This window comes from Allosediminivita pacifica, from assembly GCF_003054175.1.
Classification (GTDB): Bacteria; Pseudomonadota; Alphaproteobacteria; order Rhodobacterales; family Rhodobacteraceae; genus Allosediminivita; species Allosediminivita pacifica.
Window position 1 is genome coordinate 83,703 of the sequence record NZ_QBKN01000013.1, and the last position, 18,189, is coordinate 101,891.

15 protein-coding genes are annotated in these 18,189 nt (G+C 66.2%); 2 read left to right on the forward strand and 13 right to left on the reverse strand.

What is annotated here, in order from left to right:
• Positions 1-4 precede the first annotated feature (4 nt).
• The 8 genes from C8N44_RS11760 to C8N44_RS11795 form a co-directional block, all read right to left on the reverse strand.
• The gene (locus C8N44_RS11760) at positions 5-1,081 is read right to left on the reverse strand and encodes an ABC transporter ATP-binding protein (RefSeq protein ID WP_107976719.1); all 1,077 of its coding nucleotides are present in this window, start codon (positions 1,079-1,081) and stop codon (positions 5-7) included.
• A 334-nt stretch (positions 1,082-1,415) separates the two neighbouring features.
• Positions 1,416-2,294, reverse strand: coding sequence for an SMP-30/gluconolactonase/LRE family protein (locus C8N44_RS11765; protein WP_107976721.1), 879 nt, complete (start codon positions 2,292-2,294; stop codon positions 1,416-1,418).
• Positions 2,295-2,320: 26 nt separating this feature from the next.
• A complete protein-coding gene (gene kce, locus C8N44_RS11770; RefSeq protein WP_107976723.1) occupies positions 2,321-3,247 on the reverse strand; it encodes a 3,5-dioxohexanoate:acetyl-CoA acetone transferase in 927 nt (308 codons plus the stop codon).
• 2 nt (positions 3,248-3,249) lie between these two features.
• Positions 3,250-4,191: a 3-hydroxyacyl-CoA dehydrogenase gene (locus C8N44_RS11775; protein ID WP_107976813.1), complete on the reverse strand. Its 942-nt coding sequence runs from the start codon at positions 4,189-4,191 to the stop codon at positions 3,250-3,252.
• Positions 4,191-4,985 (reverse strand): SDR family oxidoreductase, encoded by a 795-nt coding sequence (locus tag C8N44_RS11780; RefSeq protein ID WP_170121084.1) that lies wholly within the window; start codon positions 4,983-4,985, stop codon positions 4,191-4,193. Before C8N44_RS11780 ends, C8N44_RS11775 begins: the two co-directional genes overlap by 1 nt.
• Before the next feature lie 11 nt (positions 4,986-4,996).
• Complete coding sequence (locus tag C8N44_RS11785) at positions 4,997-7,057, reverse strand: ABC transporter permease (protein ID WP_107976727.1); 2,061 nt, start codon at positions 7,055-7,057, stop codon at positions 4,997-4,999.
• A complete protein-coding gene (locus C8N44_RS11790) occupies positions 7,054-8,625 on the reverse strand; it encodes a sugar ABC transporter ATP-binding protein (RefSeq protein ID WP_107976729.1) in 1,572 nt (523 codons plus the stop codon). The genes C8N44_RS11785 and C8N44_RS11790 overlap by 4 nt, the downstream gene beginning before the upstream one ends.
• A gap of 68 nt (positions 8,626-8,693) precedes the next feature.
• On the reverse strand, positions 8,694-9,812 hold the full coding sequence (locus C8N44_RS11795; RefSeq protein WP_107976731.1) for a sugar ABC transporter substrate-binding protein: 1,119 nt from the start codon (positions 9,810-9,812) through the stop codon (positions 8,694-8,696).
• Between the two features lie 136 nt (positions 9,813-9,948).
• Here C8N44_RS11795 and C8N44_RS11800 point away from each other — a divergent pair, with 136 nt between their 5' ends.
• Positions 9,949-10,620, forward strand: a complete 672-nt coding sequence (locus C8N44_RS11800) for a GntR family transcriptional regulator (RefSeq protein ID WP_107976733.1) — start codon at positions 9,949-9,951, stop codon at positions 10,618-10,620.
• Between the two features lie 19 nt (positions 10,621-10,639).
• Here C8N44_RS11800 and C8N44_RS11805 read toward each other — a convergent pair whose 3' ends face one another.
• The 5 genes from C8N44_RS11805 to C8N44_RS11825 form a co-directional block, all read right to left on the reverse strand.
• Positions 10,640-11,674, reverse strand: coding sequence for a LacI family DNA-binding transcriptional regulator (locus C8N44_RS11805; protein ID WP_107976735.1), 1,035 nt, complete (start codon positions 11,672-11,674; stop codon positions 10,640-10,642).
• 125 nt (positions 11,675-11,799) lie between these two features.
• The gene (locus tag C8N44_RS11810) at positions 11,800-13,080 is read right to left on the reverse strand and encodes a TRAP transporter large permease (RefSeq protein WP_107976737.1); all 1,281 of its coding nucleotides are present in this window, start codon (positions 13,078-13,080) and stop codon (positions 11,800-11,802) included.
• Entirely contained in the window at positions 13,077-13,592 is a 516-nt protein-coding gene (locus C8N44_RS11815) for a TRAP transporter small permease (protein ID WP_107976739.1), read from the reverse strand. The genes C8N44_RS11810 and C8N44_RS11815 overlap by 4 nt, the downstream gene beginning before the upstream one ends.
• Positions 13,593-13,651: 59 nt before the next feature.
• Positions 13,652-14,659, reverse strand: a complete 1,008-nt coding sequence (locus C8N44_RS11820) for a TRAP transporter substrate-binding protein (RefSeq protein WP_107976741.1) — start codon at positions 14,657-14,659, stop codon at positions 13,652-13,654.
• Between the two features lie 91 nt (positions 14,660-14,750).
• Complete coding sequence (locus C8N44_RS11825) at positions 14,751-16,172, reverse strand: FAD-dependent oxidoreductase (RefSeq protein ID WP_107976743.1); 1,422 nt, start codon at positions 16,170-16,172, stop codon at positions 14,751-14,753.
• Between the two features lie 606 nt (positions 16,173-16,778).
• Here C8N44_RS11825 and C8N44_RS11830 point away from each other — a divergent pair.
• Positions 16,779-18,188 (forward strand): MmgE/PrpD family protein, encoded by a 1,410-nt coding sequence (locus tag C8N44_RS11830; protein WP_107976745.1) that lies wholly within the window; start codon positions 16,779-16,781, stop codon positions 18,186-18,188.
• Position 18,189 lies beyond the last annotated feature (1 nt).

Consider the following 18,189-nt stretch of genomic DNA (forward strand, 5'->3'; position numbering starts at 1 on the left):
CGGCTCAGTCCCTCAGTACCTGGCCAGCGGAGCGGCCAAGCCTGATGCCGACGCGGTCACCGCGCTGGTAGCCGCGATCCTCGTCGGGCTGGTTCTGCTTGCGCAACACGAAACGCTCGCCGCCGCCGTCCAGGGCCACGTGGTAATGCGTGTCGGTGCCGAAGTAGACGATGTCCTCGAGCGTGCCGCCAAGCACGCCCTCGCCCTCGGGGGCAAGGTCGGCGTGCTCGGGCCGGATCGCCAGCGTGACTGTCCCGCTCGAGGCGGTGGCCTCCGACGCCCGCGCATGCACCTCCTGCCCTGAGGCAAGCCGCAGGCGTGCGCTCTCGCCCTCACGGCCCAGCATCTCGGCCTTGAGGAAGTTGGTATCCCCGATGAAGTCGGCGACGAAACGTTCGGCGGGATGGTCGTAGATCTCGCGCGGGGTGCCGATCTGCCGGATCTCGCCATCGCTCATCACCGCGACGCGGTCCGACATGGTCAGCGCCTCTTCCTGATCGTGGGTCACGAAGACGAAGGTGATGCCGGTCTCAGACTGCAACCGCTTGAGTTCGAGCTGCATTTCCTTGCGCAGCTTGAAGTCCAGTGCCGAAAGCGGCTCGTCCAGCAAGAGCACCTTGGGGCGAGGGGCAAGCGCCCGGGCCAAGGCCACACGCTGCTGCTGGCCGCCCGAGATCTGGCTGGTCTGCCGGTCGGCGAGGTGAGACATGCGCACCAGTTCCAGCATCTCGGAAACGGTGCCCGATATCTCCGACTTGGGCCTTCCAAGCATCTTGATGCCGAAGCCCACGTTCTCGGCGACCGTCATGTGCGGGAAAAGCGCATAGGACTGGAACACGGTATTCACCGGGCGCCGGTAGGGTGGCTGGCCGGACAGGTCCTCGCCGCCCAGCAGGATCTGCCCGCCGGTCGGCCCCTCGAACCCTGCGATCAGGCGCAGGAGGGTGGTCTTGCCACATCCTGACGGGCCCAGGAGGGTAAAGAATTCGTTTTCGCGGATGGTTACCGAGACCTCGTCCAGAGCGCGGAACGCGCCCTCTCCGGAGCCGAAGACCTTGGTGACGTCTTGTATTTCGATCATGAGACAGCCTGCTGATTCAATTTGATCAAATCAGAGGGGGGAGCGGAGTATCAAGAATTTATTTTGCCATGGCGGGGCTGACGAAAGGGATTGACTGCTCAGGCAGCGTTCCTTCCAAAGAAGTACGAGTGCGACGGCCGGCCAGGAGGAGGGCGCCGGGGACCGTAAGGAAAGATGATCCTACCCACCCCTTTTCGCTCGAGGTTGGTGGTCGCTGCCGCCTGAAACGCCCCGTTCTCGGACCTCGGAATGCTGGAGACGCGAAGCATGTCAGGGCCTTTCGACGCGCAGCGCCGGCAGGCCGGGCTGCGCGGGTCGATTTTTCGGCGAGGCGTCAGCCGCCGAATCGCGGCTCTGGCACGCCGGTTACGCCAAGCCCGTTGACCGCGAAGAGGCTGCCGCGCTGGACGCCGTCGCCGGGGAAGCGGGGCAGGGGCGGCTTGGCCATGGATGTGACATAGAGCGTGTCGAGGTTCGGCCCGCCGAACTGCACGCTCGTGACCTTCTTGACCGGCATGGGAATCTCCATGTCGAGCGAGCCATCGGGCGCGTAACGGCAGATCCGACCATCGTAGACCAGCGCCATCCAGTAGTACCCCTCGGAATCGACGGTTGCGCCGTCCGCGGCGCCGCCGTTTGAGGTGTCGACCTTGGCAAAGGTCCGGCGGTTCGAGACGGTGCCCGTTTCGATATCGTAGTCGTGGGCCCAGACCTCGCCGGTCCAGGTGTCGGTAAAGTAGAAAGTACTGTCGTCGGGCGAGAAACAGGGCCCGTTCGAGCAGATGATTCCGTCATAGACCTGCGTCACGCTCATGTCGGGATCGACGCGGTAGAGCGCGCCTTTGGGCCCTTCCTCCATCATGTCCATGGATCCGGCGAAGAAGCGGCCCCGCCGGTCGCATTTGCCGTCATTGATGCGGGTCGTGTCGAGACCGGATTCGGGATCGTGCAGAAGCTCGCACTCGCCGCTTTCGAAATCGAGCAGCCAGAACCCCTTGTCGAGCGATACGATGGCGCCCGATCCGTCCTTGCGCAGCGCCATTGAGCCGATCTTGCCGGGAACGTCCCAGGCGCGCAGCTCGGTGCCTTCGGCGGTGCAGCGGAAGACGCGGCCATCCATCGAGTCGATGAAATAGAGCCGCTGGCTTTCGACGTCCCAGACCGGGCCTTCGCCCAGCGTCGTCTTCACGTCGAGCAGAATGTCGATCTGCATGGTTTGTCTCCTCCCTCGGGGTCCGTTCAGAAATTTACCGCGTCGCCGCCCTTGAGCGACAGCATCTCGCGCGCCTCGGCAGGCGAGGCGATCTCAAGGCCCATGCCCTCGATGATGCTGCGCGCCTTGGTGACCTGCTGGGCGTTGCTTTCGGCCAGCTTCCCGCGCGAGATCCAGATGCTGTCCTCGAGCCCGACCCGGATGTTGCCGCCCATGCTGACCGCCTGCGTTGCGATGCGGAACTGGTCCTTGCCGGCGCCCAGCACCGACCAGCGAAAATCCTTGCCGAACAGCCGGTCGGCGGTGCGCTTCATGTGCATGATGTCCTCGTGGTGCGTGCCGATGCCACCAAGCAGACCAAAGACCGACTGCACGAAGAATGGCGGCTTCACTAGCCCGCGATCGGCGAAGTGGGCGAGGTTGTAGAGATGCGAGATGTCGTAGCATTCGAACTCGAACCGCGTGCCGTTGTCGTAGCAGGTCTCGAGCACGTACTCGATGTCCTTGAACGAGTTACGGAAGACGAGATCGCGCGACCCTTCGAGGTGCTCGCGCTCCCACTCGTGCTTGAAGGTCCTGTACTTCGCCAACAGCGGATAGAACCCGAAATTCATCGAGCCCATGTTGAGCGACGCCACCTCGGGCGACCACTTGGCCGCAGGCTTGGTGCGTTCGTCGACCGTCATGTAGGGCGATCCGCCCGTGGTGATGTTCACCACCGCGTCGGTCGACTGCTTGATCCGGCCGAGGAAGGGGGCGAAGGCCTCGACCGACTGGTCGGGTTTGCCGGTCTGCGGGTCCCGGGCGTGCAGGTGCAGGATCGCGGCGCCCGCCTCGGCGGCGCCGATTGCGGCCTCGGCGATCTCGTCCGGCGTAATCGGCAGGTGGTCCGACATTGTCGGGGTGTGGATCGCGCCGGTCACGGCGCAGGTGATGATCACCTTGTCAGTCATGGTCAGTCTCCGATTTCGTCCGTTGCGCGCCGCTTGTGGGCGGCAAGCGCCATGAGGCGCCGGTCGCGCCAGGCTTGTCTTTCGGCGAGCGCCTGCGCGGGCAGGGCGGCGCGGCGCTCTGCCTCGATGCTGTCGAGAACCGGTCCGCGCCAGTCGGCGGCGGGCTGGTCCGAAAGGCCGTCGTAGATGCCCGCATAGCGTTCGACGTATTGCCGGATGCCCTCGGGCGCGTTCAGGTCGATGGTCTCGAACGGGCCGATGAAGGACCACCGCAGGGCAAGACCCTCGCGAAGGCCGATGTCCACGTCCTCGGCGCTGGCATAGCCGTCGGCCACCAGGCGGAAGGCCTCGTGCAGCAGGGCGCCCTGCATCCGGTTCATGACGAAACCGTCGATCTCCTTCTGCATGACGATGGGGCGCATGCCGGCCGAGCGCAGCATATTGGCGGTACGTTCCATCAGCGCGGGATCGGTCCATGGCGCGGGCACCAGCTCTGCCGCCGGGATGAGGTAGGCGGGGTTGATCGGGTGGTTCACCATGACCCGGTGGTGCCCTTCCAGCCCCTCGGAAATGGCAGAGGGCAGTAGCGCCGAGGAGGACGAAGCAAGCACCGTTTCCGGTCCCGCGATTGCGTCGAGCCTCGCAAAGATCGCGCGTTTGACGCCGATCTCCTCGAAGGTGCTTTCCTGCACGTGCTCCGCCCCGTCCAGCGCCTCTTCCAGGGTGGCAACGGGGTGGATACGGCCCAGAGCGTCTTCGGCCGTGCAGTCGATAAGACCCTGGCTTTCCAGTTCCGGGAGCATCTTTGCAGCAAAGTCTCGGGCGGCGGCCGGGGCGCCGGGGTTCTCGTCCCAGAGCCGCACCTCGTGACCGGCGCGTGCAAAGACGATGGCCCAGCCGCGACCGATGAGACCCGCACCCACGCATGCGACAGGGGCGGCCATCATAGCGTCTCCACGTTGCCGTCGACGGGAAAACTCTGTCCTGACAGGTTGCGCCCGGTGTCGGCGATCAGGAAGGCGGCCATGTCGGCCACGTCCTCGGGCGGGGTCATGCGCCGCAGCGAGATGCGCGACAGGTACTCTGCCGTCATGTCCTCGCGGCTCACGCCGGTCTGCTCCGCGCGGGCGGCGATGACGCCCTCGATCCGCGGCCCCTCGATGATGCCCGGCAGGATCGCATTGGCGCGGATGTTGTCGGGCCCGAGTTCCTTGGCAAGGCTCTGCGTAAAGCCGATCACCCCCCACTTGGCCGAGGCATAGGGCGTGCGGAAAGCGTAGCCGAACTTCCCGGCCGAGGAAGATATGTTGACGATGGCGCCGCCGCCTGCGGCGCGCAGCATCGGCACCGCATGGTGGGTGCACAGGAATTGCCCGGTCAGGCAGATGTCGATGCAACGGCGCCAGTCGGCGGGCGTGATCGCGTCCACGCCGCCGGTCGGCCCGGCAATGCCCGCGTTGTTCACCAGCGCGTCGAGCCCGCCCATGTCAGCCGCGATGGTCTCGAAGAAGGCGGCCACTTGGGCCTCGTCCGATACGTCGACCTTCATGGCAACCTCGGCGTCAAGTTCCTCTGCGGCGACCTTCAGCGCCGCGTCGTCGACGTCGCAGATCGCCAGCCGTGCACCCTGGCGTGCCAGCTCTCGTGCGATGCAGAGACCGATGCCGCCTGCGCCCGCGGTCACCGCGACGCGCGCGCCGGTCAGGCCGGGCAGGGTCATGCGGGGGGTGTCACTCATGGATAACTCCTTCATTCACGCAGCGCGATGACGGCCATCAGGATGACGAGGCCGAAGAAAACGGATCGGAAGGCAAAGGGCAGCGCGGTCCCGGCCAGCAGGGTCTGCATGGCGGTCAGCATCAGCGCGCCGCCCAGCATCCCGGCATAGTGGCCGCGCCCGCCGGTGATGAGCGCGCCGCCCACCACCACCACCGCGATCGAGGGCAGCAGGTAGTCGTCGCCCATCCCGAGGCTCGCCTGTCCCGAGAACCCCGCGAGCAGCACGCCCACCAGCGCCGCGCAGAGCGCCGAAAGGATGTAGACCGAGACGATCACGCGCCCGGTGCGCACGCCCGAGAGCCGGGCTGCCAGTTCGCTGTTGCCGACGGCATAGACGCGGCGGCCGAAGGCGGTGCGTCCCAGAAGCAGGATGGCAAAGGCCGTGAAGACCACCATGAAGAGGATGACAGGCGTGATGCCCATGACCTTGCCGGTCATCATCCAGCGCAGCACCGGCGGGGCAAAGCCCGCGGGCGTGCCGCCGGACCAGATCAGCGCGGCGCCCTGCAGGATGCCGTTCATGGCCAGCGTCACCACGATGGGCGAAAGCCCGAGGGCGACCACGCCCAGCCCGTTCGCCAGACCGATCACCGCCGCCACCGCGAAGACCACCGGTAGGGCGGTCAGCAGACCCATGTCCTGTCCGCCGACGAGCCCTGTCAGCAGCACGCCCGAAAGCGCGATGCACCAGGGCAGCGACAGGTCGAGCCCGCCGGTCAGGATCACCGCGCCTTGTCCCAGTGCGAGGATGGCGAGGAAGCTCGACAGCACGAGCAGCGAATCCCAGTATCGCCAGCCGGTGAACACGTTGCCCAGCACCGCCTGCGTCGCGATCAGCACCAGCGCAAGGCAGAGCCAGGCAGGCAGCGCGTGACGGAGCGTGTGGCCGTACTTCTGCATGAACGAAAGGCGCGGGGCCGTGTCGGAGGGTCGGGTGAAGGCGAGGCGCCTGTCCTCTGCCGGGCGCTGCGTCACGAGCCAGCCCTTCCGTCTCGCAGACAGCGCGTCGCTCAGGTCGCGCAGCCTTAGCGACAGCGTGCTGTCCTTGCTCAGCGACCCCGCCAGTACCGCGATCAGCAGGACCGCGCTTTCGGCAATGGTGGAGTAGTAGGCCGAGACATTGAGCGACAGCAGCAGGTTGACGACGATCATCAGGATATAGGCGCCGAGGATGGTGCCCAGGACGCCGCCCTTGCCACCGCCAAGCCGGGTGCCGCCGATGACAACCGCGGCGAAGGTCGGAAGCAGCAACGCATTGCCTGCCAGCGGGTCACCACTGCCGGTCTGTGCGCTGACGAAGACCCCGGCGAGCCCGTAGAGTCCGCCTGCGAGCACGTAGGTCGCGAAGGTGACCGTGCGGGTTCGCAGGCCGGTGGATCGCGCGGCCTCCGGGTCGCTGCCCACCGCGTAGAGCGTCACGCCGTAGGCCGTGCGCTTGAGCCAGAGCCAGAGCGCGACCAGTACCAGCAGCAGGGTGACCGGCGCGGGCAGAAGCCCGGGGATCGTGTCCCCGAGGTACGTGCTGGCAAGCGTGGGCGAGACGAACCCGCCGGGCATTGCCATGATCAGCAGTGTCAGACCCTGCACGATGAACATCACCGCCAGCGTCACCACGATGGGCTGCAGCCGCATGACGGCGACGAAGAAGCCGTTCACCGCGCCGACCCCCATGCCGATCGCGATGCCGATGGCGGTCCAGAGCGGCACAGAGGCCTCCATGTTTGACGGATCCATCGAGGTGGCCAGCACCGCGTTGACCAGCGACACCACCGCCCCGGCGGAAAGGTCGAAGCCCCCCGACAGGATCACCAGCGTCTGTCCCGCGGCCGCGATCGCCGTGGTGGCGCCGCCGCTGGCAAGGAAGGAAACATCAAAGTAGCTCAGGGGGTAGGGGCTCAGAAACGCGTTGAGCGCCATCAGCGCGGCAAACACGAGCGCGGCAACGATGACGGCCTGCCCGCGTTTCAGGTTGCGGAAGCTGCGGGTGGCCGTGCGGCGCGGTGCCGGGGAATGAAGGGTCTGGTCGGTCATGCCGGCTCCTTTTGTCCGGTGCGGGCCCCGGAGAGATGCAGGGGGTCGCTGCCCCCGAGCGTCGCTTCCATGATCGCATTCTCGGTCAGGTCGCCGCCCTGCAGCCAGCGCGACAGGCGGCCCTCGTAGAGCACGCCGACACGGTCGCAGAGATGAACGAGCTCGGGGATTTCGGTCGAGTGGAACAGCACAGACCCGCCCGCGTCCGAATAGGCGCGCAGCAGGGCATAGAGTTGCTCCTTGGTGCCGACGTCGATCCCGCGCGTCGGATCGAAAAGCAGCAGGATGCGGCTCTGGGCCACGAGCCACTTGGCCAGCACGATCTTCTGCTGGTTGCCGCCGGAAAAGGCGCCCGCGGGAAGATAGTGCGCCCGTCCGTCGACCTCGACGGCGGCAAAGGCGCCATCGGCGGCGCGGGCCTCGGCAGCATCGTCGAGCAGCGGGCCGTTGTGAAAACGGGACAGCACCGGAAGGCTCGCGTTCTGCCGTCCGGGAAGCTTCAGGAAAAGCCCTTGCGTCTTGCGCTCTTCCGGCACGAAGCCGATGGAGACGGAGGGATGCATCGCGTCCGAGGGCGCGCGCAGGTGCAGCGGGGTGCCGTCCAGTTCGATATGCCCCGCGGTCAGGTGCTCCTGTCCGAAAAGCGCCGAGAAGAGCGCCTCCTGTCCCATGCCCTGCAGTCCCGCGATCCCGAGGATCTCGCCCCGCTGCAGGGCGATCTCGGCCTCCTTCAGCTTCGGACCGGCCGAGAGCGCGCGGGTGGCGAGCACCGGCGTTTCGCCCGAGGTGTCGCGGGGCGCACGGGGCGGGGGAAAGGCGTTCTCGACCGAGCGCCCGATGATCATCTCGACCACCTCGGCATCGCTTACGTCAGCCACTTTTCCCGAATGCACGGACTTGCCGTTTCGCAGGATGGTCAGCGTGTCGCAGAAGGCGCGCACCTCGGGCATCCGGTGCGAGATGAACAGCACGGTGATGCCCTGTCCCGAGGCCTCGGCGATGACCCGGCCAAGCCAGTCCACGTCGCTGCCCGACAGCGCCGAGGTCGGCTCGTCCAGCAGCAGGATGCTGGGCTTGCGAGAGAGCGCCCGGGCGATCTCGATCTTCTGGCGCACGGCGAGCGTGAGTTCCGAGGTCAGCGCGTCGAGGTCGACCTGGAGGTCCAGCGCCTCGAAATGGTCCGTGACCTCGCGGCGGATGCGGGCCCGGTTGAGCGTGCCGAGCGGCGTCCACGGCGCGCGCGGCAGCAGCATGTTGTCGAGCACCGTCAGGTCCGGCACCAGCGTGAGTTCCTGGAAGGCGGTCTGGATGCCGTTGGCGTGGGCATCGCGCGCGGTGCCGAGGCTGATCTGCTCGCCGTAGATGTGGATGCTGCCCGCGTCCGGACGGACGAGCCCCGACAGGAGCTTCATGGTGGTCGACTTGCCCGCGCCGTTCTCGCCCAGCAGCGCGTGCACGCGGCCCGGCGCGACCGAAAAGCTGACCTCGTCGTTGGCCACGGTGGGGCCGTAGGCCTTGGTGAGGCCCTCGACCTCGACCGCGGGCGCGGAGCCATTGGCGGATGACATGCCGTCCTCCGATATGTGTTGTGATCAGGTGGAAGGGCCCCGACGGCCGTGACCGCCGGGGAAGCTCATCAGCTCTCGGGCTGACCCACGAGGGCGGCATTCAGGCCAAGCTGCGGCAGCTCCTCGGAAAAGATCGAGGCAAACCAGCCGGGGTTGGAGACGAGGCCGGGCTGGAAGGCGTTGCAGCCCGCCTTCTGCTCGTCCCAGCTACCTGTCTCGCAAAGCTCGATGGTCTCGTTGGTCACGAGCGGCAGCGGTAGGGTGGTGTGCTCCGGGATATCCTTGCCGTCGAGCTTGTCCACCGCCAACTTCAGTGCAAGCGCGCCAGAGTAGGGCGGCGAGGCATATGAAATCCGCGGAGCGCCCATGGGCGCGTAGGGGGCGCTCGCCCCGTCGACCTCGGTATCGGCGGGCAGCATCTGGATGCGGCCCCCGTTCGATCCCTCGCCCGCGCAGGGCAGAAGCTCGGAGGGCTCGCGTCCGGCTTCGAGCTGCATCGCGTTGGCGGTATAGCAGCCGACCTGCATCCACAGTCCGTCGATATCGGACCAGTCCCGCGTGGCCATCAGCTTGTTGAGTTCGGTCCGGGCAACCGCCTGGCTCCACATGCCGACGGCTTCACCGACGATGTTGATGCCCTCGTGCTGGGCAAAGACCTCTTTCGCGGCGCTGGTGCGCGCAGTGTCGACCGAGGTACCCGGCACGCCGGTTACCATGACCACGTCGCCTTCGCCGTCCATCTCATCGACCAGCCATTCGGCCGTCTCCCGCCCGGCTTCGGCCTGATCGATGGTGACATTGTAGGCGCAATCCTCGGTGATCTCGGCATCATACGCGATGATTGTCACGCCGCGGGAACAGGCGCTTTTGACGACGCTGTTCAGGGCGGTCGGCGAGATCGGGAAGACGACGATCGCGTCGGCCCCAGCCTGTACCATTGCGTTGATCTGCTGGATCTGGCGCTGTGCATTCGGCCCGGCGACCTGCACCTCGAGGTTGACGCGGTCAGCATAGTCCGACGAGGCGGCCAGCGCCTTGACCATGTTCGAGGCTTCGGCCTGCCAGTCGTTCCCGATGTAGCTCATCGAAAGGTAAATGTCGTAGGGCGCGCCCTCGTCCTGCGCCTGTGCGGCGCCCGCGGAAAGCGCCAGTGCGCAGGCCGTGCCCGCAAGAAATCGTCCGATCATGATGTCCTCCCTTGGCAGGCGACCCTCCCGATCGCCTGGCATGATTGATGATCCAATATCTTTGATCAAAAGTCAAAACGTGTTTTGTTATCTCGAAAGGCCGCGTAGTTTGGGCGGCGAAGCAAGGGATTTGGGCATGTTCGAAAGCGTCACGCCACTGAAGCGGGAAACCCTCCAGACGCTGGTGCACCAGCGCCTGTGCGACCTGATCCTACAGGGCGAGATCGCGCCCGGGGAATCGATCACGGTGGGCAGCATCGCCAAGGCGCTGGACGTGAGCCCGATGCCCGTGCGCGAGGCGATATCGCGGCTCATGGCGCTGGGCGCGCTGACGGTGGTCTCGGGGCGCTCCATAGGTGTGCCCCGTCTCGGGCTGCAGGAACTTGCCGACCTGCGCAGGGTACGTTCCGAGGTCGAGGCCTCGGCCGTGCGCTGGGCAGTGCAGCAGCGCGACGCCGCCTTTCTGGCAAAGCTGGAAGAGATCCTGTGCAGCATGGAAGCGGCCGAGAAGGCAGGGCAGGTCCGCGAGTTCATCCACGCGAACTACGACTTTCACTTCGCCATCTACCGTCAGGCGGGTTCGCCACTTCTGCTCGAGATCATCGGCAACATCTGGCTGCGCATCAATCCCCAGTTCCACCTGCTGCAGCGCCACGGGCACTACCGGGTGTCCAATCGTCAGCACCGCGCGCTCTTCGACGCGATCAGCGCGGGCGACGAGGCGGTGGCCGTCGCTGCCCTGCGCGAGGACATCGGCAGCGCCTACGAGGTGATCCTCGAGACGCTGAAGGACGACAGCAAGGACTGACCGGCCAAACGCTCGTGTTTCACGTCGGCCGGAAGGCCTCGCCGCGAATGGTGTCGCGCCAAACCAGCCGCCCCGGGATATGCGTGGCCTCGGCAGGACCGACACCGCGGTCGGGATCGTCGAGATGCAGGTGCGCGATCGTCCGTTCGACCATCGCGGCCACCGGTTGTTCGATGGTGGTGAGCCGATAGGGCAGGCGGCCGGATTCGGGAATGTTGTCGAACCCGGCCACCATGACGTCCTCGGGAACCCGCAGCTGGTAGCGGTAGGTCAGCTCGTCGATGGCGCCCATGGCGATCACGTCGGCGATCCCGAAGATGGCATCGGGGCGGAAGCCCCCCTCGATCATCTCGCGCGTCGCCGCGGCACCGCCCTCGTAGGTGCTGTGCGCCTCAAACAGCCGGATGGAATCCCCCGGCAGCCCGGCTGCCAGCACCGCGTCGGTGAAGCCGCGCACCCGGTCGTTGCTGGTCGAGCCGTTGGCATCTCCGGCCAGCACTGCAAAGCTGCGCGCCCCTGCGGCGAGAAAGGCCTCGCCTAGGATCTTGCCCCCGTTGCGGTTGTCGCAGCTGACCGAGGGGGTTTCGAGGCTTGGCAGGATGCGGTTGAATGAGACGACCGGGATGCCCCTGTCGTGGCACATCGCGGTCATCCGCGTCGACATGTGCGCAGACGTCAGCACGACGCCGTCGACCTGGTACTGCAGCACCTCCATCAGCGCGCGGTCACTGTTTTCCTCGCGCTCGACGGCGAAGACCAGCGCCTGCCGCCCGATGGCACCGAGCTTCCGGCTGAACTCGTGAAGCGCCATCATGTAGAAGGGGTTGTCGCGGTTTCCGAGAACCAGTGCCACGATGTTGGACCGCCTCGTCGAAAGCCCCCGCGCAAAGGAATTCGGCACATAGTTCAGCTTGTTGGCGGCCTCGAAGATCTTTTCCCGCGTGGCTTCGGCGATTACCGCGCCGGGTGAAAAGGCGCGCGACACGGCGGATTGCGAGACACCTGCCAGCGCTGCGACATCGACGGAGGTCACACGACTGCTCTTCTTCTTCAACCTTGGACTCCTGGTCGAAAAGGCGGCGGGGTCACGTCGCGGACGTGCCCCGAGGCCACAAGTCTATCGACATGAAACGTGTCTGCAAGCGCGGTCGCCCCGGGGCTCCGCGCCTGGCCTGGGATTCAGAAGCCGGCGAGGCGGGGCAGGAACAGGAAGACCTGCGGCAGGAACAGCGCGGCCAGCGCGACGCCCAGCTGGATCACGATGTAGGGCCAGACCTCGCGCGCGATCGCGCCGACTTTCAGCCCCGAGATCCCGGACATTAGGAACAGCAGGGCGCCCACCGGGGGCGTCAGCATGCCGACGATCAGCGTCAGGATGAAGACCAGCGCGAAATGCAGCGGGTCGATCCCGTAGGTCAGAGCCATGGGCGCGAAGATCGGCACCAGCATCACGTAGGCGGCCGTCGTCTCCATGAACATGCCGATGACGATCAGCATGGCCATGACCATCAGGAGGAACAGCGTGGCGTTGGTGGTCAGCGCCTCCATCAGCCCGCGGATGTCGGTCGGCAGGTGGTCGATCGAAAAGATGAAGGTCACGGTCGAGGCGAAGGCGATGATGATTGTCACGATCCCGGTCGTCAGCCCCGCATGCAGCATCGCCTCGCCGATCGACGTAAGGTTCAGTTCACGCGTGTAGAAAAGTCCAAGCAGAAGCGCCATGAGGACCGCGATGGCGCCGCCCTCGGTCGCGGTGAAGGCGCCACCGATGATGCCGCCGATAACCGCGACGGGCAAAAGAAGCACCGGCAGCGCACGGGCGCCCGCGCCGGCGACAGCGGACCAGCGGAAGGGCTCGCCCGTTAGCGGATAGCCCCGGCGACGCGCCGCGAGGTAGATGTAGGCGCTCATCAGCAGCGCGATCAGCAACGCCGGCAGGACCCCGGCGATGAAGAGCCCCGGCAGCGACAGTGTCGGACCCGCGATCGTCGCGTAGAGGATCATCGTCGTCGATGGCGGAAGAACCGGCCCGAGGTTGCCGGTGGCCGCAATCAGCGCCGCACCGAAGGGCTCCGAGTAGCTTTTCTGCAGGGGCTTCATCAGAGCCGAGCCGAGCGCCGCGGAATCCGCCAGCGCCGCCCCCGAGACCGAGGCAAGCCCCAGCCCCGATGCGACAGTCACGTGCCCCAGGCCGCCACTCGTGCGGCCGAGGATGGTGTTGGCAAAGTCGATGGCGATCCGCACGATGCCACCTCGCACCATCAGCTCGCCCGCGAACATGAAGAAGGGGATCGCCAGCAGCGGGAACGAATTGATCGAGAACATCATCTTCGAGGCCATGACCTCGATCGGCAGGTTCATCATCCAGACGCCGACCAGACCGGCAAGCCCGAAGGCAAAGGCAAGCGGCACGCCCAGCAGGCATCCTGCGAAGAAAAGCAGTCCGACAGGCAGGCTCATGAGGTCGGCTCCATCGTCTCGCCGGGGGTGGCCGCGTCACGCCCATGCCGAAGGCCGTCCACCAGTTGCACCACGAGATGCACGAGGCTCCAGCCCGCGCCGAGCGCAACGGGATGGAAATACCACGCCGCGGTCAGGGGCAGGGTGTTCATCTGCTCGTAGGAGCGCGCGTCGATGCTGGTCAGAGCGCCCATCAGGACGACCACCATCAGCGCGATGACGAAGAGCGTGGACAAGGCCCACATGCCCGTCCGCAGCAGCGGCGGCACGTTGTCCTGCACCGCGGTGATGGCCACGTGCATGCCCCGCGATATGCCCAGTGGCATCACGAGGAACGTCAGCCAGATGAGGCCCAGCCGACTCAGTTCGCTCGAGAAGATGATGGCGCTGCTGAAGATGTAGCGGGCGATCACGTCGGCGATGATGGTGGCGCAGATCACGCCCATCATGAGAATGACGCCGGTCATGAAGAGCCGGTCGCCCCAAAGGGTCGCTTTCCTGATGGTATGCATGGTGCTGGTCCTCGGCCCGGGATGGGGCGGGGGCGCGCCGAGCGCCCCCGCGACGTGGGTCAGTCCTGCGCGTCGGCCAGTTCCTGCAGGAACTGGCCGACGAAGTCGGGATCGATGCTCTCGCGGATCCAGTCGTAGATCGGCGTCGATGCTTCGATGAAAGCCGCGCGCTGCTCCCCGGTCAGCTGGTTCATCTCCATGCCGGTTTCGAGCACGGCCTCGCGGTTGGCCGCCTCGTCGGCGGTCGCCAGGCGGCGCTGTTCCTCGGTGGCAAGTCGGCCCGCCTCGATCACCGCCGCGCGGTCCTCGGGTGTCATCGAGTCGAGCACGCGCTTGGAGCCCGCGAAGACGATCAGGTCGAAGAAGTGACCGGTTTCCGAGACATAGGGCTGATTGGCATCGTAGAGCCGCAAGTTGTTGATGACCGAGTAGGGGTTTTCCTGCCCGTCGACGACGCCCTGTCGCAGGGCCGGGAAGATCTCGGTCCCGTCGAGCGCCACGGGGTTGGCGCCGTATTCCTCGAAGGTCGCGATGTGCACCGGGTTGGTCTGCAGCCGGATCGAGAGCCCCTCGAGATCCGCTGGCGTCTCGATCGGGTGAACGGCGTTCGTGATATGGCGGAAGCCGAGTTCCATGAAGCCGAGCACGACCAGCCCGTCTTCCTCGAACTTGGGCCTGAGCACGTCGCCGATCGGGCCGTCGATCACCTCGAAGGCGACTTCGCGGTTGGGAAAGACGAAGGGCAGGTTGGTGACGCCCAGCTCAGGCACCTGCGCGTTGAAGAAAGCGGTCGAGGCATAGGCGCCGAAGTTGATACCGGACTGGGCCTGGTTGATCATCTCGTTGGTCTGACCAAGCTCGGCATTGGCAAAGACCGCAACGGTGTGGCGACCTTCGGTCAGTTCCTCGACCTTCTCGGCGAAGACGCCGCGCAGCGCCTGCGCGGTCGAATGCGTGTCGCCGAAGTTCGATCCGATGCGAAGCTCGTCGGCCTGGGCGGACAGCGCGCCGAACCCGAGGACAGAGGCGAGAAGGGTGAATTTAATAGTTCTCGGTATGACAGTCATGACAATTCCCTGTTGGAGGAGGAGGAGGGCGGGCCGCGCGATTTCTTATGTGCCGGATCGTGCCCGCGCAGCCCCTGGGGTCCGATCCGGTTCAGACGAGTTCTTCGGCAGAGATCCGCGCCGCCGCCTGACCGGCGAGCCGGCCCAGCGTCAGCGCCATGCAGAGCCCCGCGGCCGGCAGATAGCCGTCGCAGTGGTGGCCCGAGATGCTGCAGGCCGCGCCGCCCCCGGCGAAAAGGTTGGGCAGGGCGCTGCCATCCTCGCGCAGCACCCGCGCGTTTTCGTCGACCATCAGGCCGCCCTGCGTGTGGAACAGCGCGCCGGTGACCTTCAGCGCGTAGAGCGGCCCCTCGGACAGCGGGTCGGACCCGGTGAAGTCGCGGCCGAAGGGGCAGGTGGCCTCGCCGCGGGTCATGGCGCGGCTCTCGGCCAGCGTGGCTTCCAGCGCCTCGGCGGGTACGCCGATCAGCGCGGCAAGGCTCCGGGCATCGTCGGCGCTACGGACAGCCCCAAGCGAGACCAACTCACGGAACTCGGGCAGGTCCTCGGCCAATGCGCGCCGCGCGTCGTCGACGACCACCCAGCCGATACCGCCGGGCTGCGGAAGGATCTCCAGCGACTGTGCCGAGATGTCCTTGTTCTCGTTCGAGAAACGTTTGCCCTCGGTGTTCACCATGATGCCGCCGTGCATGATCATGTCGTAGTTCACGATGATGCCGTGAGGCTCGGCCAGCGCCCCGTATCCCTGGAAGCTATCCATGCAACCAAGCGCAGCGCCGAGGTCGCGGCCCCACTGGATACCTTCGCCCTCGTTGCCCTCGTGCCCGAAGTATCGGTAGTAGGGCGTCTTGCCGAAGGATGGGATATGCGTCTGCACCATGTCCTCGTTCGCGCCGAAGCCGCAGGTGGCCAGCACCAGCCCCCCGCAGCCGAGGCTCTCGCGCGCGCCGTCCTTGCGGGTAAGGGTGATGCCGGTCACCCGACCGTCCGGATCGTGATAGACCGTGTCCACATGCGCGCCGGTCACGACCGTGACCCCCGCCTTGTCCGCGGCATGCTGAAGGCTTTCGTGCAACTCCTCACCGGTGCGGCTCGGCACGCCGTGCATCCGGTTGACCGAGTGGCCGAAGAACCCGCTCCAGGGCAGGTTCATGCGAAAGGGGATCCCGTGCCTGTCCATCAGCCAGTCGATGACCGGTCCCGAGTTCTCGGCGATGGTTCGCGCGATACGCGGATCGGCCTGGCCCTTCGAGCGCGCCATGATGTCGGCGTAGAAGGTGTCGGGATCGTCCTCGACACCGGCTTCGCGCTGGATGCGTGAACCGGCGGCGCAGGCATATCCCTGCGACATGCTCGTGCTGCCGCGAGGTACCTCGTCTCGTTCGAGGAGTATCACCTCGACACCGGCGTCGCGGGCGGCCAGTGCCGCGGCCAGCCCGGCCGCCCCGGCGCCGACCACGACGACCGGCACCTCGATATCGAATCCGCCCGGGGGCGTGGGTTTGACGGGCATGGAACCTCCTTGCGTCTCTTTCGTCCGGCGGCCCGCATCGGAAACGCGGACATCTCTATCCCTTCGGCCGGGCCTCGTGGCCCGTAAGGGGATGCCGGATTGCCCGATTGGGGGTCGAGCAATGAATACGTATGCATACCAAGTGCGAGGGTGGGCCGGTCAATCCGAAAATAAGTTCAGAGTCCGATGAAGAAATCTCAGCATCAGTCAAACAAGCCGGATTTCCGGCCGCGACACTGTTCGCGAGGCCTGCGCTGAAAAAAGCGCCGAAGCGGAAAGCTCATTTCGTGGGCGTCGGAAAATACACTAAATATCTGTTTTAAAGTTGCTAAATCTTATCTCGCTCCGGGGCAGGTGGGGGCCTGCGCGCCGCCAGGTCCCTGGAGAAAACAGGGGTATTGAACATTGCTTCAGCGTTGCCCCTTCCGGGCCCTTTCCGCGGCTCGTGTCTTCTTGACAGCTTGGGGAGGGCTCTTGTTGCATACCAATGCACCGTGATCTCACGTCCGCCCTTCACTGAGCCGGCTGGAGGAAATCGCGGGACAATTCACGCCGCGCGGCAGGACGCGATCAAGGGCCCGCGCGCCCCGAAGGAAGGACACGACCATGACCACCAAGGAAAACCCCGTCCCCTGGCTTGTCGAGCGGATCGTCTCGACCAAGTTCGAGGATTTTCCCGAAACCACCATCGCGGCGGCCAAGACCTTCCTTCTCGATACCTTCGGCGTCGGTGTCGCCGGTTGCTACGGCTGGAAGCTTGACGAAGTGCGCTTGGTCGCGGCCGGGTGGGGGCAGGGCGACGAGGCCACCGTCTGGGTGAGCGGCGATCGCCTTCCCGCCGCCTCGGCCGCCTTCGTGAACGCCTACCAGATCCACAGCCTCGAGTTCGATTCCGTCAACGAGGCGGCGGTGCTGCACCCGCTGGCCACGATCCTGTCGGCGGTCTTCGCCTACGCCGAGCGCCGCGCCGCACGCGGCACCCCGGTCAGCGGCCGCGATCTCTTGGCGGCCATGATCCTCGGCGTCGATGTCTCGGTCTTTCTCGGCAAGGCCTCGACCGGCCCGATCCGCTTCTTCCGCCCCGCAACCGCGGGCGGTTTCGGTGCCATCGCAGCGCTGGGTCGGCTGGAAGGCTTCGATACCGAGCAGATGACCTGTGCGCTCGGCACGCAGTATGCCCAGACCAGTGGCACGATGCAGTCGCACGTCGAGGGATCGCCGCTGCTCGGCATGCAGGTCGGCTTCAACGCCCGCGCTGCCGTCACGAGCTGCGACCTCACCATCGCCGGTATCGCCGGACCCAAGGACGTGCTGACCGGCCCTTATGGTTACCTGCGGCTTTTCGAGGGCGGCGTCTACGACATCTCGTCCGCCGTGGCGGAGCTGAACGAGACCTTCCAGGTCGAGCGCATGTCCCACAAGCCCTTCCCATCGGGGCGGCTGACACACGGCATCGTCGACGGCCTGCATCGCCTCATGAAGAGCGAGGGCTTCGGCGCGGACGACGTGGCGCACGTCACCTGCCATGTGCCCCAGCTGGTCAAGCGGCTCTGCGGCCGCCCGGACCTGCCCGAGCCCGCGCCGAACTACGCCAAGCTCTGTCTGCCCTTCGTGGGTGCGACCTACATGCGTCATGGCAAGGTCGACGTCGAGCATTTCGTCGGAGCCGAGATGCTCAACGATCCGAAGACCCACGAATATGCCGCGCTGATCGAGGTGGTCCAGGACGACAATCCCAGCCATTCCGCGATTTCTCCGCAGCGGGTCGTGGTGACGCTGAAATCCGGCGCCACCCACGCCATCGACCTGCCGTTCATCTACGGCCATTACGAGGTCCCGCTGACCCGCGAGGAACATCTCGACAAGTTCTTCCGCTGCTGGGGGCGCGCCGAGGGCATGGTGCCCGCGAACGGCCAGCGGCTGTCGGACATGGTCGACGGTCTCGAGACCCTCGCCGATGTCAGCGATCTCGTCGCGATGATGGTGCCCGAACGCGCCCGCGCGGCGGCAGAGTAGG

What these genes read in the sequence shown, in the direction of transcription:
- C8N44_RS11760 (WP_107976719.1), bottom strand. Translation starts at nt 1,081, where the DNA reads ATGATCGAAATACAAGACGTCACCAAGGTCTTCGGCTCCGGAGAGGGC.
- C8N44_RS11765 (WP_107976721.1), bottom strand. Translation starts at nt 2,294, where the DNA reads ATGCAGATCGACATTCTGCTCGACGTGAAGACGACGCTGGGCGAAGGC.
- kce (WP_107976723.1), bottom strand. Translation starts at nt 3,247, where the DNA reads ATGACTGACAAGGTGATCATCACCTGCGCCGTGACCGGCGCGATCCAC.
- C8N44_RS11775 (WP_107976813.1), bottom strand. Translation starts at nt 4,191, where the DNA reads ATGGCCGCCCCTGTCGCATGCGTGGGTGCGGGTCTCATCGGTCGCGGC.
- C8N44_RS11780 (WP_170121084.1), bottom strand. Translation starts at nt 4,985, where the DNA reads ATGAGTGACACCCCCCGCATGACCCTGCCCGGCCTGACCGGCGCGCGC.
- C8N44_RS11785 (WP_107976727.1), bottom strand. Translation starts at nt 7,057, where the DNA reads ATGACCGACCAGACCCTTCATTCCCCGGCACCGCGCCGCACGGCCACC.
- C8N44_RS11790 (WP_107976729.1), bottom strand. Translation starts at nt 8,625, where the DNA reads ATGTCATCCGCCAATGGCTCCGCGCCCGCGGTCGAGGTCGAGGGCCTC.
- C8N44_RS11795 (WP_107976731.1), bottom strand. Translation starts at nt 9,812, where the DNA reads ATGATCGGACGATTTCTTGCGGGCACGGCCTGCGCACTGGCGCTTTCC.
- C8N44_RS11800 (WP_107976733.1), top strand. Translation starts at nt 9,949, where the DNA reads ATGTTCGAAAGCGTCACGCCACTGAAGCGGGAAACCCTCCAGACGCTG.
- C8N44_RS11810 (WP_107976737.1), bottom strand. Translation starts at nt 13,080, where the DNA reads ATGAGCCTGCCTGTCGGACTGCTTTTCTTCGCAGGATGCCTGCTGGGC.
- C8N44_RS11815 (WP_107976739.1), bottom strand. Translation starts at nt 13,592, where the DNA reads ATGCATACCATCAGGAAAGCGACCCTTTGGGGCGACCGGCTCTTCATG.
- C8N44_RS11820 (WP_107976741.1), bottom strand. Translation starts at nt 14,659, where the DNA reads ATGACTGTCATACCGAGAACTATTAAATTCACCCTTCTCGCCTCTGTC.
- C8N44_RS11825 (WP_107976743.1), bottom strand. Translation starts at nt 16,172, where the DNA reads ATGCCCGTCAAACCCACGCCCCCGGGCGGATTCGATATCGAGGTGCCG.
- C8N44_RS11830 (WP_107976745.1), top strand. Translation starts at nt 16,779, where the DNA reads ATGACCACCAAGGAAAACCCCGTCCCCTGGCTTGTCGAGCGGATCGTC.